This window comes from Harryflintia acetispora (genome assembly GCA_004340125.1).
Taxonomy (GTDB): domain Bacteria; phylum Bacillota; class Clostridia; order Oscillospirales; family Ruminococcaceae; genus Harryflintia; species Harryflintia acetispora.
Map to the genome: position 1 here is coordinate 160,386 of SLUK01000003.1, position 24,512 is coordinate 184,897.

At 60.9% G+C, this 24,512-nt stretch carries 25 protein-coding genes; 14 read left to right on the forward strand and 11 right to left on the reverse strand.

Features of this window, described 5'->3' with window-relative positions:
- Positions 1-128: 128 nt before the first annotated feature.
- Positions 129-761, reverse strand: a complete 633-nt coding sequence (locus EDD78_RS05425; RefSeq protein WP_132084295.1) for a flavin reductase — start codon at positions 759-761, stop codon at positions 129-131.
- 254 nt (positions 762-1,015) lie between these two features.
- Positions 1,016-1,648: a hypothetical protein gene (locus tag EDD78_RS05430; protein ID WP_132084233.1), complete on the reverse strand. Its 633-nt coding sequence runs from the start codon at positions 1,646-1,648 to the stop codon at positions 1,016-1,018.
- A gap of 144 nt (positions 1,649-1,792) precedes the next feature.
- Between EDD78_RS05430 and EDD78_RS05435 the strand changes: the two genes are divergently transcribed.
- The 4 genes from EDD78_RS05435 (at position 1,793) to EDD78_RS05450 (ending at position 5,987) form a co-directional block, all read left to right on the forward strand.
- The gene (locus EDD78_RS05435) at positions 1,793-3,043 is read left to right on the forward strand and encodes a Sapep family Mn(2+)-dependent dipeptidase (RefSeq protein ID WP_132084234.1); all 1,251 of its coding nucleotides are present in this window, start codon (positions 1,793-1,795) and stop codon (positions 3,041-3,043) included.
- Positions 3,044-3,302: 259 nt separating this feature from the next.
- Positions 3,303-5,219 (forward strand): OPT family oligopeptide transporter, encoded by a 1,917-nt coding sequence (locus EDD78_RS05440; RefSeq protein ID WP_079698986.1) that lies wholly within the window; start codon positions 3,303-3,305, stop codon positions 5,217-5,219.
- Between the two features lie 64 nt (positions 5,220-5,283).
- On the forward strand, positions 5,284-5,646 hold the full coding sequence (locus EDD78_RS05445) for a PqqD family protein (protein ID WP_242942142.1): 363 nt from the start codon (positions 5,284-5,286) through the stop codon (positions 5,644-5,646).
- Positions 5,646-5,987: a hypothetical protein gene (locus EDD78_RS05450; RefSeq protein WP_079698987.1), complete on the forward strand. Its 342-nt coding sequence runs from the start codon at positions 5,646-5,648 to the stop codon at positions 5,985-5,987. Before EDD78_RS05445 ends, EDD78_RS05450 begins: the two co-directional genes overlap by 1 nt.
- Before the next feature lie 81 nt (positions 5,988-6,068).
- On the opposite strand, the gene EDD78_RS05455 is transcribed toward EDD78_RS05450, so the two are convergent.
- The 3 genes from EDD78_RS05455 to EDD78_RS05465 all read right to left on the reverse strand — a co-directional run bounded on the left by EDD78_RS05455 (position 6,069) and on the right by EDD78_RS05465 (position 9,528).
- Positions 6,069-6,899, reverse strand: coding sequence for a TIGR03915 family putative DNA repair protein (locus tag EDD78_RS05455; protein WP_132084235.1), 831 nt, complete (start codon positions 6,897-6,899; stop codon positions 6,069-6,071).
- Complete coding sequence (locus tag EDD78_RS05460) at positions 6,881-8,197, reverse strand: putative DNA modification/repair radical SAM protein (RefSeq protein WP_079698989.1); 1,317 nt, start codon at positions 8,195-8,197, stop codon at positions 6,881-6,883. The genes EDD78_RS05455 and EDD78_RS05460 overlap by 19 nt, the downstream gene beginning before the upstream one ends.
- A gap of 95 nt (positions 8,198-8,292) precedes the next feature.
- Positions 8,293-9,528, reverse strand: coding sequence for an HD-GYP domain-containing protein (locus EDD78_RS05465; protein WP_132084236.1), 1,236 nt, complete (start codon positions 9,526-9,528; stop codon positions 8,293-8,295).
- Positions 9,529-9,753: 225 nt separating this feature from the next.
- On the opposite strand from EDD78_RS05465, the gene EDD78_RS05470 reads away from it, so the two are divergent.
- From EDD78_RS05470 to EDD78_RS05510, 9 genes are all read left to right on the forward strand, one after another.
- Entirely contained in the window at positions 9,754-10,503 is a 750-nt protein-coding gene (locus EDD78_RS05470) for a nucleoside phosphorylase (RefSeq protein WP_132084237.1), read from the forward strand.
- Between the two features lies 1 nt (position 10,504).
- Positions 10,505-11,113, forward strand: coding sequence for an ECF transporter S component (locus EDD78_RS05475; protein ID WP_079698992.1), 609 nt, complete (start codon positions 10,505-10,507; stop codon positions 11,111-11,113).
- A gap of 171 nt (positions 11,114-11,284) precedes the next feature.
- Positions 11,285-12,061, forward strand: a complete 777-nt coding sequence (locus EDD78_RS05480) for an energy-coupling factor transporter transmembrane component T family protein (RefSeq protein ID WP_132084238.1) — start codon at positions 11,285-11,287, stop codon at positions 12,059-12,061.
- On the forward strand, positions 12,049-12,909 hold the full coding sequence (locus tag EDD78_RS05485; RefSeq protein WP_132084239.1) for an energy-coupling factor ABC transporter ATP-binding protein: 861 nt from the start codon (positions 12,049-12,051) through the stop codon (positions 12,907-12,909). Before EDD78_RS05480 ends, EDD78_RS05485 begins: the two co-directional genes overlap by 13 nt.
- Complete coding sequence (locus EDD78_RS05490; RefSeq protein ID WP_132084240.1) at positions 12,902-13,714, forward strand: energy-coupling factor ABC transporter ATP-binding protein; 813 nt, start codon at positions 12,902-12,904, stop codon at positions 13,712-13,714. Before EDD78_RS05485 ends, EDD78_RS05490 begins: the two co-directional genes overlap by 8 nt.
- A 219-nt stretch (positions 13,715-13,933) precedes the next feature.
- On the forward strand, positions 13,934-15,214 hold the full coding sequence (locus EDD78_RS05495) for a DUF6273 domain-containing protein (RefSeq protein ID WP_132084241.1): 1,281 nt from the start codon (positions 13,934-13,936) through the stop codon (positions 15,212-15,214).
- Between the two features lie 124 nt (positions 15,215-15,338).
- Positions 15,339-16,403, forward strand: a complete 1,065-nt coding sequence (locus EDD78_RS05500) for an ABC transporter substrate-binding protein (protein WP_132084242.1) — start codon at positions 15,339-15,341, stop codon at positions 16,401-16,403.
- On the forward strand, positions 16,378-17,145 hold the full coding sequence (locus tag EDD78_RS05505) for an ABC transporter permease (protein WP_341455986.1): 768 nt from the start codon (positions 16,378-16,380) through the stop codon (positions 17,143-17,145). The genes EDD78_RS05500 and EDD78_RS05505 overlap by 26 nt, the downstream gene beginning before the upstream one ends.
- A gap of 4 nt (positions 17,146-17,149) precedes the next feature.
- Positions 17,150-17,731 carry an ATP-binding cassette domain-containing protein gene (locus EDD78_RS05510; RefSeq protein ID WP_132084243.1) on the forward strand — a complete coding sequence of 194 codons (582 nt, stop codon included), beginning with the start codon at positions 17,150-17,152 and terminating at the stop codon, positions 17,729-17,731.
- A gap of 143 nt (positions 17,732-17,874) precedes the next feature.
- Here the strand turns inward: EDD78_RS05510 and EDD78_RS05515 are convergent, their stop codons facing one another.
- Positions 17,875-18,633 carry a GntR family transcriptional regulator gene (locus EDD78_RS05515; protein WP_079698999.1) on the reverse strand — a complete coding sequence of 253 codons (759 nt, stop codon included), beginning with the start codon at positions 18,631-18,633 and terminating at the stop codon, positions 17,875-17,877.
- A gap of 238 nt (positions 18,634-18,871) precedes the next feature.
- Between EDD78_RS05515 and EDD78_RS05520 the strand changes: the two genes are divergently transcribed.
- Complete coding sequence (locus EDD78_RS05520; RefSeq protein WP_079699000.1) at positions 18,872-19,834, forward strand: SIS domain-containing protein; 963 nt, start codon at positions 18,872-18,874, stop codon at positions 19,832-19,834.
- A gap of 66 nt (positions 19,835-19,900) precedes the next feature.
- Here the strand turns inward: EDD78_RS05520 and EDD78_RS13940 are convergent, their stop codons facing one another.
- From EDD78_RS13940 to EDD78_RS05545, 5 genes are all read right to left on the reverse strand, one after another.
- Positions 19,901-20,566 (reverse strand): DUF6320 domain-containing protein, encoded by a 666-nt coding sequence (locus tag EDD78_RS13940; RefSeq protein WP_079699001.1) that lies wholly within the window; start codon positions 20,564-20,566, stop codon positions 19,901-19,903.
- Between the two features lie 11 nt (positions 20,567-20,577).
- Positions 20,578-21,849, reverse strand: coding sequence for a hypothetical protein (locus tag EDD78_RS05530; RefSeq protein ID WP_132084244.1), 1,272 nt, complete (start codon positions 21,847-21,849; stop codon positions 20,578-20,580).
- Positions 21,846-22,784: an alpha/beta hydrolase gene (locus EDD78_RS05535; protein ID WP_079699003.1), complete on the reverse strand. Its 939-nt coding sequence runs from the start codon at positions 22,782-22,784 to the stop codon at positions 21,846-21,848. The genes EDD78_RS05530 and EDD78_RS05535 overlap by 4 nt, the downstream gene beginning before the upstream one ends.
- Positions 22,785-22,966: 182 nt before the next feature.
- Positions 22,967-23,482: a GNAT family N-acetyltransferase gene (locus tag EDD78_RS05540; protein ID WP_132084245.1), complete on the reverse strand. Its 516-nt coding sequence runs from the start codon at positions 23,480-23,482 to the stop codon at positions 22,967-22,969.
- Between the two features lie 50 nt (positions 23,483-23,532).
- Complete coding sequence (locus EDD78_RS05545) at positions 23,533-24,504, reverse strand: PHP domain-containing protein (protein WP_132084246.1); 972 nt, start codon at positions 24,502-24,504, stop codon at positions 23,533-23,535.
- Between the last annotated feature and the right edge of the window lie 8 nt (positions 24,505-24,512).

Sequence of the window (24,512 nt, forward strand, 5' to 3'; positions counted from 1 at the left end):
TCACAGAAGGCGATTTATTACCAAAGCCGGCTTGTCCCGAGGCCGGCGGCTTACCACAGGGTACGCGGCGCCCGCGGGCGGCTGCAAAAGAAAAAGCCGGGGCGCGCGGCCCCGGCCATATGCTGCTGTTAAGCGAGGATAAAGTTCTCCTTGCCCACCCCGCAGATGGGGCAGACGTAGTCGTCCGGCAGCTCTTCAAAGGGAATCTCCCCGTCGTAGACATAGTGGCAGACGGCGCAGGTCCATTTCTTCGGGGCCTTCGGGCGCTCGGCGGAGCCCAGCGTCCCGCCGGACTTGAGGATCCGGTAATCGTCGTAGGTCAGGCTGGCGGCTTCCGAGCGGCTCTCGGCCCCGAGGACGGGGCAGATAAAGAGCAGGTGGGTGTCCACATCCACCGTCTGCGCGACCTGCAGGCGCACCACGGCGTTGACCCCGTCCTTCAGATAGGGGTTGCCGCTCTCGTCGGTCTCATAGGCGATACCCTCAAATTTGGGCGCCTCGCGCCCCGAGCGGTAGCCGAAGCGCTTGATGGTTTCCATGGTGCACTCCTGCGAGAGGATGGAGAGGGAAAGGCTCCCTTTTTTTTGGATCAGCTCGCTGGTATAGGTGTTTTTCTGCATGGTGACGACCAGGCGCGGGGGCTCGGCAGTCACCTGCGAGGCGGTGTTGATGATGCATCCGTTTAACACGCCGTCCTGCTCGACCCCGGCGACAAAAAGTCCGTAGGAGATTTTAAACAGGGCGTCCAGATCAAGATTCATGGCAGGGTTACCTCCTTGTGATTCATTTTATTGTTTGTGCTTTGCGGATGGAATATGTAAGCATCTTACCACACAACCGGCACTTTGAAAAGAAAAAACCGTCCACGAATCCGCGGACGGTTTGGGAAAATAAAATATGGGGATATGGGAATCCCCAACAATCATATTTTAGCAAAACAGGTCTGTAATATTTTGTAGAATTATGGGTAATTGTCCGGAGCAAGACATAAAAAGTTGATAAAAGCCGCTTTTTGTCACGGTGCCGCCTGGAGCTCCAGGCTCATGGCGACCTGCCGGGCCTGCTCGTCGGTGAGCGAATCCTCTGCAAACTGAATACCGACGTAAACCTTGAGCTCCTTGTCATAGCAGAGCACGCCCGGCACCTCGACCACCGGCACCTCCGCCAGTGCGCCCGGATGCTTGTCGATCTCCTGCGGGTCCTTATAGCTCACCGTGCAGACCGCGGCTTCGCCGGTTTCATCCGATTTGACCGGCTGATAGGGCTCCCACTGACAGAGGCTGCCCAGGCGCAGTTCGGGGTAGACTGTTTTATAGTAGTCCTCCCTTGGCACCTCGCCTTCCACCGGGGTGAAGGTGTTAAAGCCGATGAACCCCATGTACCGCCCGTCCCGGTAGAAATCCACCTTGGTATAAAACGGGCCGGCGCCTTCCCGGTCCTGTTCCTCGGGCAGGCGGGTTTCCCAGCCGCCGGGCAGCGACAGCGCCGCGATAAATGGCGCGGTGCCGTAGATTTGCGCGTTCGATTCGTTTTGCCCTTCCTGATAGGCGGGGAAGGAAATCGAAACAGGGTTGGAGCCCTTATCGCTGCAGCCCGCCCCGAACAGGGCAAACGCGGCGCAGAGCAGCAGGCAGATCGTCTTTTTCATGCTAACCTCCTGTCCCCGCCGGAAGAAGCATGCCCAGCGGATACCCATTATTTTACCACGCATCCCGGCCCCTTACAAGGAGGGGTGCATTTACAAACCCCATAAAACCCAATATAATAAGGAAAAGAAAAAGGAGTGAACGCTATGGAATTCAAACTGGATGAAAAAAGCCTGATCGAGGACATCAGGGGGCTTTTGCAGATACAGAGCGTCAACGGCGGCTGCGACGAGGGCGCGCCGCTGGGGAAGGGCGTGAGCGACGCGATCGATTACGTCGTGAGGCTGGGCGAGCGCTTCGGCTTTCGCGGCAGGAATATCGACGGCTACTGCGGCTACGTCGAGATGGGCAAGGGCGAGCGGATGGTCGCGATTTTAAACCATGTGGACACCGTCCCCGTCGAGGGCGAGTGGTCCTGCGACCCGTTTGACGGCACGGTGCGCGACGGGAAGCTCTATGGCCGGGGCGCCTGCGACAACAAGGGCCCGGCCCTGGTGGCGCTCTATGCGATGAAGGCGGTGGCCGACAGCGGCCTTGCACTGGGCAAGCGGGTACGCCTGATCGTGGGCGGGGACGAGGAGAGCGGCGCCTGGAAATGCCTTAGGCGCTACAAGCAGACCGAGGAGCTGCCCGAGAGCGCTTTCTCGCCCGACGCCGACTATCCTGTCACCTTCGCGGAGAAGGGGATTTTGCACATCCTGATCAGGCGCGAGCTCGGTCCCGACGTGCCCGCGATCGAGCTGGAGTGCGGCAAGCGGGTCAACATCGTGCCCGCTCACGCCAGTGCCGTGGTAAACGGCAAAACCTATGAGGCCCAGGGCAAGGCCTCCCACGCGATGGCGCCTGAGCTGGGGGTCAACGCCCTGCTCGGCCTCTGCGATGAGCTGATCGCCGACGGGGTGGACCATCCCTTCCTGAAGCTCTGCCAAATGGCCAATGCCGAGGATCTCGGGATCGCCCTTTGCGACGAGCCCTCCGGCAAGCTGACCATCAACCCCGGGGTCGCCAGGGTGGACGGGCATACCGCCGAGCTGCGCTGCGACATCCGCTATCCGGTCACGGCAAAGAAGGAGGACATCCTCGCGCGTATCAGCGAAGCCGTCGCGCCGCTGGACTTTACGGTGGAGGAGTTCCAGCACGTCGGCCCGCTCTATGTGGAGAAGGACTCGAAGCTGGTGACCACCCTGCAAAAAGTCTACCGGGAGATCACCGGGGATTCCCGCGAGCCGGTTTCCACCGGTGGGGGAACCTATGCCAGAGCCTTCCAGAGCGCGGTGGCCTTCGGCATATTCCTGCCGGGGGAAGAGAATATGTGCCACAAGGTGGACGAGTACTGGTCCCTGGATTCGATCCGGACCAACTTCCAAATCATGGCAAATGCCATTAAAGAATTGTAAAAATGGCATGAAAAATCTCCTTTATTCACAATTGTTTCATAAAAATGTGAAAAATGGACATTTTATGTTGGCGTGCTAAAGCAAAAATGATATAATATTGTTCGAGAATGAAAAGTTCTTAATCTATAGGTTTATCAACGGCAGTCTTTTTCAGAATTAGCATATAAAAATGCAGGTCCCCGTTTGGGGGACCTGCACAAAATTGTGTGGCGTTTTTGGGGCTGGGTAAACCTATAAGAAAGAAAAGGAGTGGTAGAGAGTGAGTGAAGAGAAAAACTTCAAACCGTTTGTCTCCGCGGACAGGGTTATGCCGGAATTTACCGTGACGTCGATTCTGCTCGGTATCCTGCTGGCCGTCCTCTTCGGCGCGGCAAACGCCTATCTGGGTCTGCGCGTGGGCATGACCGTATCGGCTTCGATCCCGGCGGCGGTCATCTCGATGGGCATCATCCGGATGATCCTCAAAAAGGACTCGATCCTGGAAAACAACATGGTGCAGACCATTGGCTCGGCGGGTGAATCGGTCGCGGCCGGCGCGATTTTCACCCTTCCGGTCATCTTTATGTGGATGAAGGAATGGGGCGAGGGCGCCCCGTCGGTCGTTGAGATCGCCCTGATCGCCCTGACCGGCGGCGTGCTCGGCGTGGCCTTCATGGTCCCGCTGAGAAAGGCGCTGATCGTCAAGGAGCACGGCGTGCTTCCCTTCCCGGAGGGCACCGCCTGCGCCGAGGTCCTCCTCGCGGGCGAGGAGGGCGGCTCGAAGGCCACCACCGTTTTCGCGGGCCTTGGCCTGGCGGCGGGCTATAAGCTCATCACCGACGGCTTCAAGGTCTTCCCGAGCGAGGTACATTACGAGATCACCCCATATAAGGGCTCCGGCTTCGGGGTGGATGTGCTCCCCGCGCTGCTGGGCGTGGGCTATATCTGCGGGCCGAAGATCAGCTCCTACATGTTCGCCGGCGGTATCCTCAGCTGGCTGATCATCATGCCGCTGATCAGCCTCTTCGGCGGCGACATGGTCATGTTCCCGGCCACCGTGCCGATCAGCGAGCTGGATTCCTTCGGAATCTGGGGCAACTACCTGCGCTATATTGGCGCGGGCGCGGTCGCGGCGGGCGGCATCATCAGCCTGGTCAAATCCCTGCCCCTGATTGTCAAGACCTTCGGCCAGGCGATGAAGAGCTTCACCGACAAGATGGCCTCGAGCGGCGAGCGCACCGATCAGGATATGCCCATGCCGATCCTGATTTCCATTGTCGTCGTGATGGTGCTGGCCATCTGGCTGGTTCCGGTCATCCCGGTAAACCTCCTGGGCGCCGTCATCATCACCGTGTTCGGCTTCTTCTTCGCCACCGTCTCCTCGCGGCTGGTCGGCCTGATCGGCAGCAGCAACAACCCGGTTTCGGGTATGGCGATCGCGACGCTGCTGCTCTCCACCATCGTGCTCAAGGCGACCGGCATGATCGGTGAGCCCGGCATGCTCGGCGCGATTGCGATCGGCTCGATCATCTGCGTGATGGCCGCCATCGCGGGCGACACCTCGCAGGACCTCAAGACCGGCTACCTGCTGGGCGCCACCCCCAAGAAGCAGCAGTACGGCGAGCTGATCGGCGTCGTGGCTTCGGCCATCACCATCGGCGGCGTGCTCTACCTGCTCAACGCGGCCTGGGGCTACGGCACACCCGAGCTGCCCGCCCCGCAGGCCATGCTGATGAAGATGGTCGTCGAGGGCGTCATGAACGGCAACCTGCCCTGGACCTTGGTGATCGCCGGCGTTGGAATTGCGGTTGTGGTCGAGGTGCTGGGCATCCCGGTGCTGCCCTTCGCGGTCGGGCTCTATCTGCCGATCCACCTGAGCGTTCCGATCATGGTCGGTGGCGTGATCCGCTGGTTCTTTGAGCGCCGCAAGAAGGGCACCGAGGCCGAGCGCAAGGATGCGATCGACCGCGGGATCCTCTACACCTCCGGCATGATCGCGGGCGAGGGCATCGTCGGTATCCTGCTGGCGGTCTTCGCCATTATCCCGATGAAGGGCGCGGCGGCGAACTTCGGTGCGTTTATCGACCTGTCCGCGCGCGGCTTCTCGCTGGGGAACATCGGCTCGCTCTTCTTCTTCGCGCTGCTGATCCTCTCCCTGCTCAAATTTTCCATCTGGCACAAGGCGAAAAACAAGTAAGCGGTAAATCGGGGGCGCCGGACGTAAATGTTTGGCGCCCCATGCTTCTTTTGCAAAGGACGTGATGACGCTGTCTCCCAAGAAGGAAAAAAAGAATTTCCTCGAATTCATCCCCGCGAAGAACCCCGCCTATCCCTGGCACAAGAACGAGCAGGGGAAGGCCGTGGTGCAGATCGGCCACAAGGGGTTTTATGACAAGATCGCGCAGAAGTTTTTTAAGACCCCAAAGGTGAGCGACATCGAGCTCGACGAGATCGGCACCTTCGTTTGGGAGGCGATCGACGGGAGCCGCACGGTATATGAGATTTCAGGGCTCACCGCCGGACACTTCGGGGAGGAGGAGCGGAGTATGCTGAATAGGGTCGTCAAATACTTTGCGATCCTGCGCGAGCACCGCTTCGTCACCTATCGGGAGGGCAAGGAATAATGCTGAAATATCTGCCCTACGTCCTGCTCATTGCGGCGGTGACCGCCGTGCTCTATGCCTGGGGGCTCTACCGTTCGAGCCGGCAGGAGCGCGACCTGCTCGACGTGCTCTACGGCAAGGGAGAACGCCTGGTGCTGCGCGAGCTGAAAAAGGGCGAGCGCTCGAAAAAGGAGCTCACCCAGGCCCTCGGCGGGATCAAGGCCTCCCTCTTTTACAGCAAGAACCGGGTGCAGGTCCAGGACCCCAAGGCATTTGCCGACAATCTGCTGAGCGCCATGTGCGATAAAAAGCTGATCGTTGCCGGCCGCAAGGGCGGGAGCGACTATTACCGCCTTCCCTGACTGTGTGAAGGGGAATGACTTTACAGATCGAGAAGCCTCAACCGAAAGGTTGAGGCCTCTTTTATTGCATAAAAAGCCGTGTTACCGACCGCCCTGCCCATCGCCCTGGGGGAGGGAGCCGTGCGCGGCGCCCACCGAGGCACGCGCCTCCCTGTTTGCGAGCGCCGAGGGGTAGAACTCGACCATCCGGTTCCAGAAGCGCTTGGGCATATGGTTCATCCGGCAGCGGGGATTGTAGCGGCTCTCGATTGAGATGGCGTCATAGAACCCCTGCCAGAGCTGCTGGTAGCGCAGCTCCCGCTCGTCGGCGGGGGCGAGCTCGAAGTGCTCCACCGGGGCGATTTTCCACTCATAGGGCTGATAGAAGAGGGCCGCGCCGTGGGTGGCGTCGTAGATGAGGAAGTGCTCCTCGGGGTACCGCGAGCAGAAATGGGGCTGCATGAGGGGGAGCAGGAAGTTTTTCGGCTCGACGATGGCGGCGAGGGAGCCGCCGCGCTCCTCGAAGCGCAGAAACTGGAGCATGCGCTGCAGCTCATTTTTGAGGTGGAGCACCCCGCCCTGCAGCGCGTGCACCGTCTCGTTGCCGAACATGCTGCACGCCGCCGCCCCCACCCGGTAGCCCAGGCGCAGGAATTTGAGAATAACGAGCTCCTTGCCTTCCAGGCAGGAGTAGTACCCGTGCAGCGCCAGCTCCTGCGCCATGGGGGAGATCTTCGCCCCCACCGAGCGCCAGACCCGCCCTGCCTTTTCGGGGTCGGTCTCGATCGACTTGGTGGGGTAGAGGGTATATACATAGGTCTCGGGGGAGAAGATCAGCACCGGCAGCTCATGGGCGTAGTAGCTTTCGTGTACGCAGCAGAGCAGCCCGTCGAAGCTGCCGTCGTAGAGGTACGCTATATCCTCGCCAGGCATGACGTCAGCTCCTTTCGCATGGCCTGTATTTCCGCAATGTTGGAGTCCTCAAAGAGGGAGAGCTGGTCGTTTTTCTCCCCGGGCAGCATGTCGAGGCAGCGCTCGGACATCATCGCACGCAGCGCGCCGCTGGGGGTGAAGCGCAGCCCCTCCCGCCGCCGGCCCGAGCAGAGGAGGAAGTACTGCGCCCTTTTGAGCACCACCCCGATCTTCTTGAGCGCGTCGAAGTCCAGCCGCCCGGTGCGGCGCGCGGCGACGATCTTCTGCGCGCTCTTCACCCCGACCCCCGGCACCCGCAGCAGCATTTCATAGGGGGCCGAGTTGACCTCGAGCGGGAAAAATTCCATGTGGGCAAGCGCCCAGCTGCACTTGGGGTCGAGCAGCAGGCTCAGGTTCTGCCCTTCCTCGTCCAGCAGCTCGTGCGCGCGGAAGCCGTAAAAGCGCAGCAGCCAGTCCGCCTGGTAGAGCCGGTGCTCCCGCAGCAGGGGCGGGCGGGTGTCCAGCGCCGGGAGCAGCGCCCCCTCATTGATCGGCAGATAGGCCGAGTAGAAGACCCGTTTGAGCCGGTACTTGCGGTAAAGCCCCTCGGTGAGGGAGAGGATCTGATAGTCGCTGTCCGGGGTGGCGCCGATGATCATCTGGGTGCTCTGCCCGGCCGGGACGAAGCTGGGCGCGTGCCGGTAGCGCACAAGGTCCGCGCGCTCCTCGATCCCCGCTTTGATCAGTCCCATCGGGCCGAGGATGGCTTCCTTCTTCTTGTCCGGCGCCAGCAGCTGTAAGCTCTGCTGGGAGGGCAGCTCGATGTTGACGCTCATCCGGTCCACCAGCAGCCCCAGCCGCCGGATGAGCGCCTCGTCCGCGCCCGGGATGGCCTTGGCGTGGATGTAGCCGTAGAAGCGGTATTCCTCCCGCAGCAGGCGCACCGTTTCGATCATCCGCTCGCAGGTGTAGTCCGGGCTTTTGATGACCCCAGAGCTTAGAAACAGCCCCTCGATGTAGTTGCGCCGGTAGAACTGGATGGTAAGCTCCGCCAGCTCCCGCGGGGTGAAGGCGGCGCGGGGGGAGTCGTTCGAGCGGCGGTTGACGCAATACTGGCAGTCGTAAATGCAGCTGTTGGTCATCAGCACCTTGAGCAGCGAGATGCAGCGCCCGTCGGCCGAGAAGCTGTGGCAGATTCCGCAGCTGACCGCGCTGCCTAAGGCTCCCTTGACCCCGTCGCGCTGTACCCCGCTCGAGGTGCAGGCCACGTCGTATTTCGCCGCGTCCGATAGGATTTCCAGCTTTTGAAGGAGGTCCATGATTCGCATCTCCTGTAAACGTTTGTTCTTGATATAAGTCTATCACAAAACGTTTGTTCGTGTCAACAGGAAAATATAGACTGCACGCTTCTTTATCAGCCGTGCAGCCTCTGGTATTCGTCCTTCATCCGCTGATAGGCTTCGATGACCGGCCGGCAGTATTCGTCGGCCGCGCGCAAAATGTCGTCGTACTGGGAAAGCACCAGTCCGGTGACCTGCCCGTCGAGCTTGCCGTTTTCGCTCATCCCCCGCAGCAGGTGGCGCACCTTCTCTTCGCTGAAGGACTCCTTGTAGCTGCGCCGCCCGATCAGGGCGCTGAGGATGTCCGCCACCGCCACCAGCCGTTCGCTGAGGGTGAGGTCTCCGGCCCTGAGCCCGCGCGGGTAGCCGCTGCCGTCGAGCTTTTCGTGGTGCCGCACGGCGATCCGGCAAACCTCGGGGTCGACGAAATCCTTGATGATCTCCTCGCTTACACTGACATGGGTGCGCATGAGGGCCATCTGCGGGGCGGTCAGCGTCCCGGGAAATTCCAAAATTTCGGTCGGGATGGCGATCTTTCCGAGGTCGTGGAGCATGGCGCCGTAATAGATTTTGCGGCACTGCCCGAGGGGGAGCCCCAGCCGCCAGGCGAGCTGGACGCTCAGCGCCGTCATCATAAAGGTGTGGGCCACGGTGGTCTCGCTGCGGAAGTCGACCGAGTAGACCAGCATGCGCAGGTACTGGTGCGCCTCGGACGGGGTGATGTCGAGGCCTTCGAGCAGCGTGTGCAGTTCGCTTTGGTACTGCCCGCTCTGGAGGTTTTGCAGCAGGCGGTCCTGCTCCTGGATCTGTAAGAACAGCTCGACCTGGCGCGGGTCGAACCGCTTTCCGGCGTTCTCGCGCAGGAAGCCTGGCAGGGATTCGGGCGGGTGGCCGCGCAGCCAGGTGTCGACCCCGTCGGCGAGGTGGAGCAGCAGGGCGGTCTCCCGGCTTTCGGTCTTTCCCACCGGAAAGCGCTCGTAGTCGAGATGATGGTAGAGCACCGCCTGCGCTTGGTCGCGCAGGGGGGAGAATTCCCGGATAAAGAGATAGCCGTAGATCGAGTGGTTCCAGACCCTTCGGGTCTCGAAGAGGATCATGTCGTCCACCTCGTCGGTCTTGTAGGCGCCGATGTCGTGCAGCACCGCCAGGATACACAGATCCAGCATCCGGCGGGCCGGGCAGCCCATCTGGCGCAGCATGTGGCAGACGAGATACGCCACCCGTTCGCCGTGGTCGACGAGCCGCCCGTCGAGCCGATTCAGGGTGCTTCGCAGGATGGGGAAGATGTTTTTTCCGAGAATGGGCTTCAACACGTCATCTCCTTTTTCTGGATATTCCACGTTCCATTATAACATACTGCAAAAAGTTTTTGACAAGCGGGGAAAAGATTTTTCTGCGCTAAATCGTTACAAAAGATTTTCAACCCCGCCAAAGAGTGCTATAATAACGGTGAATCGGCTGTAATACAGCCTAACGGCCGCAGCTGACCTTTTTGATTCACCGGCGGCCGCAGGGAAAAGAGAAGGAGGGAAACGATGTCCGAAGAGCTTGGGGCCCATATCCGCTGCGGCAGGCGGGATGCGGCGCCCTATGCCATCCTGCCGGGGGACCCGGGGCGGATCGATCATATTGCGCGGCATCTTAACGACGTGCGCGAGATCGCCTATAACCGGGAGTTTCGCAGCATACGCGGCACCTACCAGGGGATCGAGGTGATGGCCGTCTCCACCGGGATCGGGGGCGCGTCCACCGTGATCGCGGTCGAGGAGCTACATAAGATCGGGGTAAAGGCGATGATAAGGGTCGGCAGCTGCGGCGCACTGCAAAGCGATATCCGGCTGGGTGAGCTGATCCTGGTCAGCGGCGCGGTGCGCGACGACGGGGCCTCGAAAACATATGTCGAGGGAATCTATCCGGCCATTCCGGATACCGGGCTGCTCTTTTGCGCGCGCGAGGCGGCAAAGGAGCGGGGATACCGCCACCGGATCGGGCCGGCGCGCAGCCATGACAGCTTCTACACCGACCGGGAGAATGAGATCGACCACTACTGGTCCGGGCGCGGCGTGCTCGGCTCGGATATGGAGACGGCGGCGCTCTTCGTGGTGGGCGCGCTGCGCGGGGTTATGACGGCCTCGATCCTCAACACGGTGGTGACCTACGAGGGCGATTTGGAGGAAGGCATCAACGAATACGTCGGGGGCGAGCAGGAGGCGGCGCTCGGCGAGGAGCGGGAAATCCTGGTTGCCCTGGACGCACTGAAAAAGTTTGACAAGGGAGTGTTTTGAAATGAATGAAAAGAAGAATTTGTGGTCCTTTCAGCTGAACACCGCTTCGCTGGTGCTGATCCCCGCGGCGGTGGGGATCAACTACATCGGCAAGCTGTTCGCGGGGCTTTTAAAGCTGCCGCTCTGGCTGGATTCCATCGGCACCATGCTGGCGGCCTTTCTGGCGGGCCCGGTGGTGGGCGCGCTCAGCGGGCTGATCAACAACGTGATCTATGGGTTGACCATGGACCCGATCTCCTTTGTGTATGCGCTGACCAACGTCGGGATCGGCATCGCGGTCGGCCTGCTCGCGCGCAGCGGCAAAATCCGCGGCGTCAAGAGCGCCATCCTCGGCGGCGTGGTCGTGGCGCTGGTCGCGGTGGTCATCTCCACCCCGCTCAACATGATCTTCTGGGGCGGCCAGACCGGGAACGTCTGGGGCGACGCGGTCTATGCCTGGTGCGTGGCGCAGGGCATGCCTGCGCTGGTCGGCTCGGCGCTCGACGAGGTCGTGGTGGACCTGCCGGACAAGATTGCGACCATCCTGATCGCCTATGGGATCTTCAGGGGCCTGCCCAAGAAGCTCACCCTGCTCTACCAAAGCGGCGAAAAGGTCGAGTCCCTCGACTAGCTTTAAAAACAATCCAAGACCCGGGGACGGCTTTCCGTCTCCGGGTCCCTTATAGACAGGACGGATAGTTTGAAAGGAACCTTTCAAATACTGAGTTTTGCACCTTTGCCGTCGTGGGCGGTAATTTCGCGCAGCGAAACCGGTAACGTCCAGAAAGGAATGGTTATTTTCATGAAGGAGATCAGCCTGTATGAGGAGAAGGACACCCCCATACATGCGCTCGACCCGCTGACCAAGATTCTCTACATCCTCGCGGCGATCCTGGTGCCCGCGCTTTACGGCGGCAGGACCGCCATGGCGGCCTTTATTGCCGCGAGCATTGCGGTCCTGCTCGCCGGGCGGGTCCTGCGGCGCACCCTGCCGATCCTCAGCTTTTCCTTCATCGTGCTGATCACGGTGGTGATCATCCAGGGGTTGTTCCGTGCGGGGAACACGACGGTGGCCTTTGCACTGGGCCCGGTGGTATTCTACCGCGAAGGGCTCAGCTTCGCGCTGGGGATCGGGCTCAACGTCGTCAATATCCTGCTGAGCTTCTCCATCCTGGTGCTCACCACCCGCCCGAGCGACCTGGTGGAGGCGATGGTGCGCCTGGGCCTCTCGCCAAAGCTCGGCTACGTGCTCGCCTCGGTCTTCCAGATCATCCCCCAGATGACCGCGACCATGGGCACCATCACCGACGCCCAGCGCTCGCGCGGGATGGAGACCGAGGGCAGCCTGCTCGTGCGGATTAAGGCCTTCCTGCCGCTGATCGCCCCGGTGGTGATGAACTCGCTGATCACCACCAAGGAGCGGGCCATCGCGCTGGAGGTGCGGGGCTTCGACAGCAGGCGGGAAAAGACATTTTTGCGCGAGAGAAAAGCGCGCGGGCGTGACAAGGCGGTAAACGCCCTGCTGGCGGTACTGATCGTCCTCGCGCTGATCGGGAGGGTAACGATATGGCTCACATAGCGGTGCAGCATCTCAAATACCGGTACCCCCTCACCGACGAGCTGGCGCTGCGGGATATTTCCTTCACCGTCGGGGAGGGGGAGTTCATCGGGATCATCGGCCAAAACGGCGCGGGGAAGAGCACCCTTTGCCAGGCGCTGTGCGGGATCATCCCCAGCTTTTATAAGGGCGCCTACGGCGGAAAGGTGCTCATCGACGGCGAAGAGGCCGCCAAAACCCCGGTAGCCGAGCTCTGCCGCAAGGTGGGGATCGTTTTCCAGAACCCCTTCTCCCAGGTGACCGGCTCCAAGCTGACCGTCTATGAGGAGATCGCCTTCGGGCTGGAAAACCTCGGGCTGCCGCGGGAGGAGATGGTCCGGCGGATTGACCATGCGCTCGAGCTTTTGGACATCCAGGCGCTGCGGGAGCAGAATCCCTTCGACCTCTCGGGTGGGCAGATGCAGCGCATGGCGATCGCCGGGATCATCGCCATGGAGCCGCAGGTCATCATCCTCGACGAGCCCACCTCCCAGCTCGACCCGCAGGGCAGCGAGGAGGTGTTCAGGGCGGTGCAGAAGCTCTGCTTGCAGGGTATCACCATCCTGATGGTGGAGCACAAGATGGAAAAGATCGCCGCCTACAGCGACCGGGTCATGCTGATGGACAAGGGGGAGATCGTGGACTTCGACACTCCGCAGAAAATTTTCTCTCTCGATTGTCTCGAGGCATGCGGGGTCCAGCCGCCCGCCTTCACCCAAATCTGCCGCGGGCTCGGGCTGCGAAATGGAGATACCGGGCTCTATCCGGTCACGCTGGAGGAGGCGCATAAGGCGCTGGATCAAATCAAGGGAGGTGCGGCCCATGGCTGACATCCAGGTGAAGGAGCTCACCTTCGGCTATGCAGAAAGCAAGCCGGTTTTGCAGGGGATCAGCCTCTCGTTTGATGGGCGCAGTACGGCCATCATCGGCCAGAACGGGGCGGGGAAGACCACCTTCGTCAAGCTCCTCAAGGGACTCTTAAAGCCTACCGCCGGTGACGTGCTGATCGACGGGCAGAACACCAGGGAGGCCACCGTCGCCTCGCTGGCGGGCAGGATCGGAATGGTCTTTCAAAACCCCAACGACCAGATCTTTAAAAATAAGGTGCTCGACGAGGTGATGTTCGGGCCGCTGAACATCGGGATGAGCGAGGGGGAAGCCAAGGAGCACGCCGAGGCGGCGCTCGCGCTGGTGGGCCTTTGTGGGCTCGAACAGGAGAACCCCTACGATTTGAGCCTCAGCGAGCGCAAGATGGTGGCGATCGCCTCGATTTTAGCGATGGATACCGGCGTCGTCATCTTTGACGAGCCCACCATCGCCCAGGACTGGCGTGGCCGCCGGACGATCGGGTCGATCATCCGGGGGCTGCGGGAGCGGGGTAAGCTGGTGATCGCCATCCTGCACGACATGGACTTTGTGGCGGAATATTTCGAGCGCACCGTCGTCTTTGCGAAGGGGCGGGTGCTCCTCGACGGCGGCACGCGGGAGGTGTTCGCCAAGGAGGAGTGCCTGCGCGCGGCCTATCTCGAGCCGCCCCACGTCACCCAGCTGTGTAAGAGCCTGGGCTATAATGAGGTGTTCTTGACGGCGGAGGATTTTGTCAGCCATGTAAAGGGAAACGGGTTTACAGTTTAAGAGGTAAGAAAAAGACCTATAGCATAGCATGCTATAGGTCTTAATTTTATCCGTTTTTTTCGTTTGACTCGAATAATTAACATAATTTTTCTAATAATATCCTAATTATATCCTGTTTTGGGCCTTTTTGCAAGCAAATCGGGTGATTTTGGACGTGGCCCGTTCCTCCGATGGCCGCAAGCATGCTATGCTGTCGGTCATTTTGAGGAGGAAAGAACTGTGAAAAAATGGGGGATGGCGCTGCTCTGCGCGCTCAGCCTCGCGCTGCCGGCGGCCGCCCAGGAGCAGGGCGCGCAGTGGGGGTTCACCATACCGGTGACCATTCGGGACACGAGGATCGGCGGCTGCCGCATCTGGGCGGCCCCTTACCGGGAAGGGGGCGAGCCCGCCGACCCGGGCTTTGAAGACGCGCCGGTTGCGCTGGAGGTACCGGTGGAGCGTTACGGCGCGGTACAGGAGGTCTTTCTCCCCGGCGGCACGCCCCCGTCGGCGGACGCCACCTATAAAATCTGGATCCAGCCGGTGCCGAAGCCCGCTTATCTCGGGCTGAACCTGCCCGGGACGGCGACGGCGGTCTATCAATATTACTGCGTACAGCAGCTGCAGCTGCCCGAGGTGCTCTATGTCCCGCAGGGGAAAGAGCTCGTCCTCACGGCGGCGGCGCTGCCCGCCTACACCACAGCGCCCATCACCTGGGCGGTGAACGATCCACAGGGAAATATCACGGCTGTAGAGCAGCCGCAGCAGGGGAATACCAGCTCCATGTCCGTCACCGGGAACGCGGCGGGGGGCGAGGCGACGGTTACCGCCTCGGCCGGGAGCGAGAGCGCTGCCTGCACGGTCAAGGTGATCCACTCCAGCGAGCAGGTGAAGGCGGGAGACGGGGAGCGGCCCCTGACCTACCCGGATACGGTCGGCGGCTATAGCTGGTACATCGTGGACGTGGATGAGGAGATGGGCTACTACACCCTGCTGTGCAAGAGTGAGCTTTTTAGCGGGGTAAACTTCGGCGGCTCCTCCGACTGGTTCACCTCCACCGCGCGCAGCAGTTTTCACGGGATCTATCAGAAAATGAGCGCGGAGGAGAAGGCGCACGTCGTCCCGGTCAACTGCGATGGCGAGGCGGGCTATACCCCTTCGGCGGGCGCGGTCGGCTCCTTGCAGGATTATGTCTGGCTGCCCACCGCCGCGCAGGTCGCGGGCTGCCCTTCCCAAATCCCGATTGCCAATCAAAGCTATTCATCCTACGCGGCGGCCGGGCATACGGTCGGGGAGCGGGCTTACCGGGAGAGGCTGCTGTGGTTTACGGGGAAAACGACGCAGGCACAGATGAAGGAGGTCTATGGCAACAGCAAGCTGAACAGCTGGCTACGCTCTCCGTTTACCAGCTCCAAGGCCACGTTGACTTGCATCAATGCCCTGGGAATGCTTTCATACCGTGACTATGATAAGGCCCGGACCGATATGTCCGTGCGTCCCGCCATGGTCTGGCGGCCCTGAGCGGCAAGCGCCCCGGAAAATCCGGGGCGTTTTTACTGCGCTGGTTTGCAGTCGGCAACCGAATGTGATATAATACCATATTGGTGTATAAAGTAAGCTAAAATCTATTTTCGAGGTGTTATCCATGAAAAAACTGACTTGCGCGCTGCTTGCGGCGGCGCTCACCTTGCTGGCCGGCTGCTCGTCCGGCGGTACGTCCTCGTCCGAAGCCTCATCCGGCGCCCCGGCTGAAAGCGCGCCGTCTTCCTCGCAAGACAGCGAGCCGGAGAGCTCCGCCTCCCAGGAAGCGCCGGCGGAGAAGATCGACGTCAACATCGCTTCCCTCAAGGGGCCGACCTCGATGGGCCTGGTCCAGGTGATGGAGCAGAGCGAAGCGGGCGGTACGGCCAACAACTACCACTTTACCATGGCGGGCACCGCCGACGAGATCGTGGCGCAGATTGCCAAGGGTGAATTGGACATTGCGGCCGTCCCCTGCAACCTGGCCTCGGTGCTCTATAACAACACCGAGGGCAAGATCTCCATCGCGGCGATCAACACCCTGGGCGTGCTCTATGTGGTGGACACCGACGGCAGCGTGCAGTCCATCGGGGATCTGCGGGGCAAGACCGTCTACTCCACCGGCAAGAACACCACCCCCGAGGCGGCGCTCAACTTCGTGCTTTCCCAGAACGGGATCGACCCGGCAAGCGACCTGACCATCGAGTATAAGTCCGAGGCCACCGAGGTCGCGGCCTTGATGTCCGAGGGCGGGGCGACCGTCGCCATGCTGCCAGAGCCGTTCGTGACCACCGCCATGCAGAAGAACGACAAGCTGCGCGTGGCGCTGGACCTGACCGAGGAATGGGATAAGGTCGGGGACGGCAGCTCGCTGGTCACCGGCGTGGTGATCGTGCGCAATGAATTCCTGCAGGAGCATGGGGAGGCTTTTGAGCGCTTCCTCGACGAGTACAAGGCCTCCACCGAGTGGGTCAATTCCAGTGTGGAAGAGGCGGCGGCCCTCGTCGAAAAGTACGGGATCGCCCCCGCGGCGGTGGCGGGGAAGGCCATCCCCAAGTGCAGCATCACCTTTATCGACGGGGCGGACATGAAGACCAAGGTTTCCGGCTATTTACAGGTGCTCTTCGAGCAAAACCCGAAGCTGGTGGGAGGCAAGCTGCCGGATGATGCGTTCTACTACCAGAGGTAAAACCCTTCTCGTCCGCGCCGGGGCGGTGGCCTTTTGGCTGCTTCTCTGGCAGCTTATGAGCATGCTGATCGGCCAGGACATCCTCCTGGTCTCGCCGCTGCGCACCCTTGCGGTGCTCGGGCAGCTGGCAGGGAGCGGGGAATTCTGGCAGAGCGTGCTGCATTCCTTTGTGAAAATCGCGTTTGGGTTCCTGCTCGCCATTGCGGGCGGGAGCCTGTTTGCGCTGCTTTCCTATAAAAACCGGGTGGTGCGGGAGCTGCTCTATCCCCTGGTGACGGTTATCAAGGCCACGCCGGTGGCTTCCTTCGTCATCCTGGCGCTGATCTGGATCAAGTCGCAGAACCTTTCGGTCTTCACCTCGTTTTTGATGGCCTTTCCCATCGCCTACACCAACCTCCTGAGCGGCCTTCAGGAGACCGACCCGAAGCTGCTGGAGATGGCGCAGGTCTTCGGGGTGAGCTTTGGTAAGCGGCTGCTCTATATCCATCTCCCGGCGGTCAGCCCCTATTTCGTCTCGGCCTGTTCGCTGTCGGTGGGGCTCTGCTGGAAGGCGGGGATCGCGGCCGAGGTGATCGGCCTGCCCGCGCGCTCGGTGGGCAGCGCCCTCTACCAGGCGAAGATCTACCTGCAAACCGGGGAGATGTTCGCCTGGACGCTGGTGATCATCCTGGTCAGCCTCCTCTTCGAGCGGGCGGTGCTTTACGTGATCCGCCTGCTGCAAAACCGGATTGAAAGGATGTGAGCGTATGGCCATTACCGTCACCGGACTTTCCAAATCCTTCGGCGGAAGGCCGGTGCTCCGGGACTTCTCCGCCCGCTTTGAGGAGGGGAGTGTCAGCTGCATCTTCGGCCCGTCGGGGCAGGGGAAGACCACCCTTCTCCACCTGCTGATGGAGCTGCTGGCCCCCGACGGCGGAGCGATCGAGGGGATAGGGGATCAGCGCATAGGGGCCGTCTTCCAGGAGGACCGGCTTTGCGAGACGCTATCGGTGCTGCGCAACATCCGCCTGGTCTGCCGGAAGGGAGTGCCCGATGAAGAAATCCTGACCCATCTTCAGGAGGTGGGGCTGCGGGACTCGGCATATAAGTCCGCCGGAGAGCTCAGCGGCGGGATGAAGCGCCGGGTGGCGCTGGTGCGTGCGGTTATTGTGCGCCCCGACGTCCTGCTGCTGGACGAACCCTTCAAGGGGATGGACGCCGCCACCAAGGCGGACGCCATCGGCTATCTTCGGCGCCGCGCGCCGAAGGCCACCGTCCTGCTGGTTACCCACGACCGGGAGGACGCGGGGCAGCTCGGGGCGGCGCAGATCATTGAGTTGGACGCATAAAAAAGGGCGACAGGTAAAGGGCCGCGGACTCAGTCCGCGGCCCTTTACCTGCTGCAAAACTCCTGCACAACAAAGCCTTTGTAAGAAAATTGGGTTTTTAAAGGGTACAAGTACCCTTTGGTGGGAGTTTGAGGGTGAAACCCTCAAGGCCTATTCGGCACCGCCCGCCAGTCCCGGTCGCTGTCCGAGAGATAGAAGCGGTAGCGCTCGGCGAGCATGTACTGCCGGCCGATGTGGACGATTCTGTGCTGCTCATCGTAAATCTGGGTGTACATATAGAAGAGGGGCTCCCCGCTCTGCACCTGTAAATCCTTTGCCAGCTCGCCCGAGGCCTTGAGCGCCTCGATCCAGCTCTCGGCCGAGACCGAGGCCTCGATCCCATGCTTGTCTTTCAGCAGCTCGTAGAGCGAGCCTTCGAGGTTTTCCTCCATCAAAAAGGAGAAGCGCTCATAGGGGTAATAGTTGTTCTCGCACATGATGGGCACGCCGTCCCCGCAGCGGATGCGCCGGATGTGGAGCATCTGCTCCCCGATCCCGATCCCCAGGATGGCGGCCTCCTCCTCGTTTGCGGGCAGGATTTCCCGGGAAAGGACCCGGCTGGAGGGAACCATCCCGCAGGCCCGGCAGCTCTCGGAAAAGCTGAGCAGATAGTCGATCTTGCGCTGAATCCGGGGCATGCACACGAAGGTGCCTTTGCCCTGGCGCTTGATGAGAAAGCCCTGCTCCACCAGCTCCTCGATGGCCTTGCGCACCGTGATCCGGCTGACGTGGTAGCTGTCGCTGAGCTCGGTCTCGGTGGGCACCTTGGCCCCGTAGGGGAGCGCCCCGGTCTCGATGGAAAGGCGGATATCGTCCCGCAGCTGCTGGTACAGCGGCACGGGAATATTCTGATCGAGTTTCATCCTGACCCCCGGTTTCTGTCCGGACAGGGCCCGGACATATCATTATATATCCTTATCATAAAGCAAAGCGGGAATTTTGGCAAGTCTCTGAGGAAAATGCCTGAAAGATTCCGGATAAAAATATAAAAAATTGGTCGTTTTTTCGTTTGTATATAACGTTATATTATGATATGATTGTCTCGTAGAGAACCGGAGCGCAGCTCTGGAAAAATATGATTTGATTAGGAGGCTACATAGCATGGACGCGAAGAAAGTTATCAGCGACATCCTGGCCGAGAAAAAAGAAATCAAGGACGTGTACTTCGTTGCCTGCGGCGGTTCGCTCGTCGACCTGTACGGCGCGGACTACTTCATCAAGGCGGAGTCTTCCACCATCCACTCCTCGTTTTATACCAGCAAGGAGTTTGTCTTAAATCCCCCCAAGCAGCTCGGAGAGAAGAGCCTGGCCATCGTCTGCTCGCACAGCGGCAACACCCCCGAGACCGTCGAGGCGGCCCACATGGCCAAGGACCGCGGCGCCGCGGTCATCACCCTGACCCATGCGGCCGGCTCCGGCTGCGACAACGACCGCTTCATCGTCTGGGTCTATCCCTGGGACGACGACGAGCTAGTCCTCTCCCCGATGGGCATCACCCTCGATCTGATGACCGAGCTGGTCCAGCAGCAGGAAGGCTTTGCGGGCTATGAGCACGTCAAGGAGGGCCTCGGCAAGATTTCCGCCATCGTGAAGGCCGCCCGCGAGACGGTGCATGAGCGCACCATCGCCTTTGCGGATAAGTACGATCACGCCTCGATCATCTACACCGTCGGTTCGGGCGCCAACTGGTTCCAGGCTTACGGCCTCGCCATCTGCTCGCTGATGGAGATGCAGTGGATGCATGCCAGCTACATCCATTCCGGCGAATACTTCCACGGCCCGTTCGAGGTCACCGAGAAGGGCGTCGTCTATTATCAGATGATGAGCGCCGGCAAGAACCGCCCGATGGACGAGCGTTCGCTCAAGTTCATCAAGGAGCATACCGACGACTACGTGGTGGTGGACGCCGTGGAGCTTGGCCTTGGCGCCATCAGCGAGGATGTCGTCGACTACTTCAACCCCATCCTCTTCTACGCCATGAGCTGCGAGTACCGCGCCGCCCTGGCCCACAACCGCAACCATCCGCTGGAGACCCGCCGCTACATGGGCAAGGTCGCCTACTGATCGGAGCACGCAATAAAAAAATAAGCGGGCGGCAGATTTTATCTGCCGCCCGCTTGATGATTGGCGCTATAAATGCAGCCGTTTTTTGACCTCCATGCGCATGCGCTCGCCCTCAAAGAGCAGCAGGGCGCACAGGGAAAGAAGGCTCACCGCCACGCAGATCACCGAAGGGTAGAATACCCGCAGCCAGCCCAGCAGCAGAAAGAGCAGCGGCACGATCCCGAACAGGGCGTCGATCACCAGATAGATCATATAGTCCTCCACCCGCAGGTGCAAAAGTTTTGCGAGCAGGGCCATCGCCAGCATGGCGAAGACGCACAGGGTGGGCACCACATAGTCGAGCGACCAGCCGTGCCAGCCGGTGCACAGGTCCCACAGCGCCGCCAGGGAAGAGAGGATGGCCACCTGCCAGAGGAGCCCCTTGGTCGGGCTGCCGCGCTTGTTGAGCGCGATCCCCAGGCTCAGCCACATCGACCCGAGCCCCGCCAGCACATAGAGCGACCAGGGCCCGCCCTGCCAAAGCAGCACGTTGATCGCCCCGCAGATCACCGCGGCCGCCGCCGACAGGAAGAGCAGCAGCCGCCAGAAAAGGTGATAAGGCCGCGGTGGCATGGCGAGCAAAGGGAAGGGCTCCTCCCGCTCGTCCCCGCCGCCGGAGAGCGGCCCCTGGCAGAGCGGGCAATGGCGGCGTTCGCCGCGGATATAAACCTTGCAGGCTTCACAGTATTGCATAACATTCCCTCCTACTGCCCGTCGAGCTGGTTGGTGGTGATTTCAATGTCGATCCCAAGCTGCGCCAGCCGGCGGAAGAAGCGCCGCTGCACGTCCACGCCGGCAAAGGTGCTGCTGAAGCTGAGCACCAGCCTATCCCCGAAGGAGCACAGGCAGAGCTGCAGGCGGTTGGTGCTGGTGAACACGTCGAAGAGCCGGATATACTCCTCCATCCCCGCGGGCATGGAGATGCGTCCCACGTTTGAGAGCGCGGCGGTGATCCCCCGCTCGCTCAGGCGGTTGGCGATGCGCAGGCTCACATCCTTGAAGGCGAGGGGCACCGCCCGGGCAATCAGATTGTGCTCGAGCGCGGCCAGCTCATTCATCCGTAGCGCCAGCCGCTCGGCGGTCAGCTCCCGCTTAAAGTAGCCGCCCACATGGGAGAGGATGTCCTCGAAGGTTCCCGGCTGCTTTTTGAAGTTGTAGCCGACGTTGAAGATGCCGAAGAAATTGCGCGCCGAGGCGGAGGGGAAGTAGCTGCGCAGGTTGACCGGCACGGTGAGCACCACCGGGCGGCCCTCCTCGCGCAGGGGCATCTCCCCATGGATCGCTTCGATCAGCACGGCGGCGAGCAGCACCGTCAGGGTGGCGCCGCAGCTGTGCGCCACCTTGAGCACCGAGGAAGCGCTCATTACGCCCGAGACCACCTTCAGGCGGTAGTCCTCGGTCTTCTCGCCGCGCAGGCGGAAGGCGTGAGGTGCCGGGTCCTTGCGGTAACGCTTGGCGCCGCCGTAATATTTTTGGAAGCTGTCGTCCATCTTCTGGGTGCCCGAGGCGTCGTAATCGAGCGGCGGCATCCCCTCGGGGAAGCGCTCGGGGTGCCGCAGCACGAGGTAGCGGGCCACCAGGGTGCGCAAAAATTGCAGCGCGCCGGTCCCATCCGAGAGGGCGTGGTAGACCTCCAGGCTGATCCGGCGCTTGTAGCAGGTCACCTCGAAGAGCAGCCCCTTGCGGTTCCCGTCGTAGAGCGGGCTGCAGGGGGGCTTACATTCCAGATGGACGGTCGGGCGCAGGTTGCTGCGCTCGAAGTAGTACCAGAACATCCCCTTTTTGATCACCGACAGGTAGAGGGGGAAGTCCTCCACCGTCCGGTCCAGCGCCTGCTGCAGCAGGGCGGGATCCACCTCTTCCGAGAGCTCGCACGCGAAGCGGAAGACCTTGGTGTCCTCCCGGTCCGAGGTGGGCGGGAATATTTTGGCGGCGTTGTCGAGCCTGCTCCAGGGCGCGGGCTGATGGCTCTTCACTCGCACAGCGCCTCCCCATTGAGAAAATGATTGACCATCACGTAGCTGCGCCTGACCTGTACGAAGGTGGGCGGCAGCGAAAGAAAGCCGTGCAGCGCGTCGGGCATGCGGTGGATCAGGGCCTCGTTGCCCGCCTCGCGCAGCCGCCTGCCATAGGCCTCGCCCTCGTCGCGCAGCGGGTCGTATTCGGCGGTGATGATCAGGGTGTCCGGCTGATGGGAGAGGTCCTTTGCCATCAGCGGCGCGAAATAAGGGTTGCACAAATCCTTTGGATCGGACATATATAAGTCGATGAAGTCGCAGACCCGCTTGGAGGTCAGCAAATAATCCGTCCCGTTCTCACGCACCGAGGGGAAGGGGGAGGTCTCGCTATGGTCGTAATAGGTGGCGGGATAAAAAAGGATCTGCCGCTTTGGGCTAAATTCGCCGCTTGCGCGCGCCATCAGGGAGACGACGGCCGAAAGGTTGCCCCCCGCGCTGTCCCCGATCAGGGTGATGTCCTGAGGCTGCACGCCCAGCAGAGAGGGATCTGAAAACACTTCCCGCGCCACGGCGTAGCAGTCCTCGGGCGCCGCGGGGAACTTATACTCGGGCGCCAGGCGGTAGTCCACCGATACGACGATGTGGGAGGTGAGGCGCGCCATGGTGGCGCAGACCCGGTCGTAGCTGTCGATGTTCCCGGTCACCCATCCGCCGCCGTGGAAAAAGAGGAGCATGCGCCGCCGGGGCGGATCGTTGGGAGGATTGAAGATCCGAACAGGCACCTCGTGGTCGCCGCAGGGGACCTTGTGATCCCAAATGCGGTAGGAGAGCTTGCTCACTCTCAGCGAGGTGGCGCTAATCACCTGCCGCTCGAGCTTATAATTTTTCTTGACGTCCAGGTCCGGGTAGGAAAGCGCCTTGAGCGCGGCGCGCATAGCTTTGTTGATTGCCATTTTTTCTTTCCGCCTCTCGGTTGATTCGGATTGGGGATGTTATGATTGGCCATCGCCTCAGGCGTGCCATGAAAATGATATATAATTATTATAGCATAACCCGTATCCAAATAGAAACCCCCGGCACGCCGGAGGTTCCCCTTATAAGAAAGCCGCCGGACCATACCGGCCCGGCAGAAAAGCTACCGGGACTGCGAAAGCCCGGATTCATATCCATATTCGCGCAATACTACATCGTCGAAGCTCTCTTCATAGATTCCGCCGGCCCGGCAAAATCCGTTTTTTTCGTATAGGCGGATCGCCGGCAGGTTGACGTCCACGACCAGGAGCCTTAAAAAATCAGCATCCATTTCCCTGGCCAGCGCCATGGCGTACCGCAGCGCCGCGCTGCCGACGCCTTGCCTCATGCAGTCCACGTTGACGCCGAAACGGTCGAGATAGAGCGCCTTGCCCCGCGGGTCTTCCCATTTCAAATGGGCTCCGCCGCTGTTTGACGGGCACAGGGCAAACGAGGCCATGATGTCCCGGCCCCGCGTCAAAAGATACAGGCGGCCTTTTTTGATGTCCTCCTCAAAGAACGCACAGGGGTAGACCTCGTCCCATATTTGTATATGCTCCCGGTTCATCTTGCCGATAATTTTTTTGTATACTGTTTTGAGCTGTGTTAGGTCATCCATCCCGGCCAAACGTAGATGCATAATGTTCTCCTTATTCTTCACTGGGAAGGTGTGTTGCAAGCCTCCTGGCCTCAAACCCCGAGCTCATCGGCAAAATAGGCGCGGCTGCAGGCGTGCAGGCCCCTGCCGTCCCGGCAGTCCACCCGGATATATGCATCCCGGCCGCTGAGCTCAAAGCAGGCCCCGGTGATGGTCTCGTCGGGCCGGGCAAGCGCCTTGTAGGTATTTCGGCCGTCGGTGACAACGAATATTTTTTCGATGGGCGAGCAGGAGATGTGCAGACGGCTTCCTTCGAGCCAGAGCGCATTGATCTCGGGCCCCATCGAGGAATAATAGTCCCCCGCCTTCAGCGCCTCGATGATGGCGCGGTAGCTGAGACAAGGGGCCTTGATCATGGTGAATCCCCCGAAGGAGTCGCACAGCGGGTCGCCGAAGGGGAAGGCGTTGTGATTGTCGTCGGTCATCAGGCAGCCGATGTGCTGGCCCGCGCGCAGCAGCTCGTCATAGGCCTGCGGGTTGTAGCCGTAGAGCCCGTCGTGCTCGCAGCCGTGGTTGTAGATTTCCATCGCGAACAGGCCGCGCAGGTTTTTATAGTCCTCCACCGTCTGCAGCGACCAGTAGGGATGGTTGTAGCAACAGAGGAATCCCAGCTCGTTCATCCTGGCGATAAAATCGTTGATGTAACCGACATCCTGATAGCGGTGCCCGGGCAGCAGGTTCTTCTGTTTCTCCCCGGTGTTTTGATCCGGGTCGGTGTCGTAAAAGTTGAGATGGTAGGTCTTGCAGTGGTCATGATCGCTCATCCAGTCGTATTCGTCGATGTTGATCTCATACGCGGCCAGTGCCAGAAAATCCTCGTCGCTCAGCGCGCGGTGGTCCTCGTACCGCCGGTGGTCGGTATAGGCGAGCACCGAATATCCCCGGCTTTTATAGGCCTCCTTGAGCTCCCCGATTGTGAGCGCGCCGTCGGAGAGGGTGGAGTGGCAATGCAGGTTGGCCTTATAGAACCGCCCACCCTCGGGCAGCAGAAAACGTTTTTCCATGATAGATC

Excerpts from the sequence above, each read along its gene's own strand:
- EDD78_RS05430 (WP_132084233.1), bottom strand. The coding sequence starts at position 1,648 with ATGAAAAAGACGATCTGCCTGCTGCTCTGCGCCGCGTTTGCCCTGTTC.
- EDD78_RS05485 (WP_132084239.1), top strand. The coding sequence starts at position 12,049 with ATGGCTCACATAGCGGTGCAGCATCTCAAATACCGGTACCCCCTCACC.
- EDD78_RS05435 (WP_132084234.1), top strand. The coding sequence starts at position 1,793 with ATGGAATTCAAACTGGATGAAAAAAGCCTGATCGAGGACATCAGGGGG.
- EDD78_RS05445 (WP_242942142.1), top strand. The coding sequence starts at position 5,284 with ATGACGCTGTCTCCCAAGAAGGAAAAAAAGAATTTCCTCGAATTCATC.
- EDD78_RS05455 (WP_132084235.1), bottom strand. The coding sequence starts at position 6,899 with ATGCCTGGCGAGGATATAGCGTACCTCTACGACGGCAGCTTCGACGGG.
- EDD78_RS05505 (WP_341455986.1), top strand. The coding sequence starts at position 16,378 with ATGATGCGTTCTACTACCAGAGGTAAAACCCTTCTCGTCCGCGCCGGG.
- EDD78_RS05520 (WP_079699000.1), top strand. The coding sequence starts at position 18,872 with ATGGACGCGAAGAAAGTTATCAGCGACATCCTGGCCGAGAAAAAAGAA.
- EDD78_RS05490 (WP_132084240.1), top strand. The coding sequence starts at position 12,902 with ATGGCTGACATCCAGGTGAAGGAGCTCACCTTCGGCTATGCAGAAAGC.
- EDD78_RS05500 (WP_132084242.1), top strand. The coding sequence starts at position 15,339 with ATGAAAAAACTGACTTGCGCGCTGCTTGCGGCGGCGCTCACCTTGCTG.
- EDD78_RS05460 (WP_079698989.1), bottom strand. The coding sequence starts at position 8,197 with ATGGACCTCCTTCAAAAGCTGGAAATCCTATCGGACGCGGCGAAATAC.
- EDD78_RS05545 (WP_132084246.1), bottom strand. The coding sequence starts at position 24,504 with ATGGAAAAACGTTTTCTGCTGCCCGAGGGTGGGCGGTTCTATAAGGCC.
- EDD78_RS05425 (WP_132084295.1), bottom strand. The coding sequence starts at position 761 with ATGAATCTTGATCTGGACGCCCTGTTTAAAATCTCCTACGGACTTTTT.
- EDD78_RS05510 (WP_132084243.1), top strand. The coding sequence starts at position 17,150 with ATGGCCATTACCGTCACCGGACTTTCCAAATCCTTCGGCGGAAGGCCG.
- EDD78_RS05450 (WP_079698987.1), top strand. The coding sequence starts at position 5,646 with ATGCTGAAATATCTGCCCTACGTCCTGCTCATTGCGGCGGTGACCGCC.
- EDD78_RS05515 (WP_079698999.1), bottom strand. The coding sequence starts at position 18,633 with ATGAAACTCGATCAGAATATTCCCGTGCCGCTGTACCAGCAGCTGCGG.
- EDD78_RS05475 (WP_079698992.1), top strand. The coding sequence starts at position 10,505 with ATGAATGAAAAGAAGAATTTGTGGTCCTTTCAGCTGAACACCGCTTCG.
- EDD78_RS05480 (WP_132084238.1), top strand. The coding sequence starts at position 11,285 with ATGAAGGAGATCAGCCTGTATGAGGAGAAGGACACCCCCATACATGCG.
- EDD78_RS05470 (WP_132084237.1), top strand. The coding sequence starts at position 9,754 with ATGTCCGAAGAGCTTGGGGCCCATATCCGCTGCGGCAGGCGGGATGCG.
- EDD78_RS05535 (WP_079699003.1), bottom strand. The coding sequence starts at position 22,784 with ATGGCAATCAACAAAGCTATGCGCGCCGCGCTCAAGGCGCTTTCCTAC.
- EDD78_RS13940 (WP_079699001.1), bottom strand. The coding sequence starts at position 20,566 with ATGCAATACTGTGAAGCCTGCAAGGTTTATATCCGCGGCGAACGCCGC.
- EDD78_RS05540 (WP_132084245.1), bottom strand. The coding sequence starts at position 23,482 with ATGCATCTACGTTTGGCCGGGATGGATGACCTAACACAGCTCAAAACA.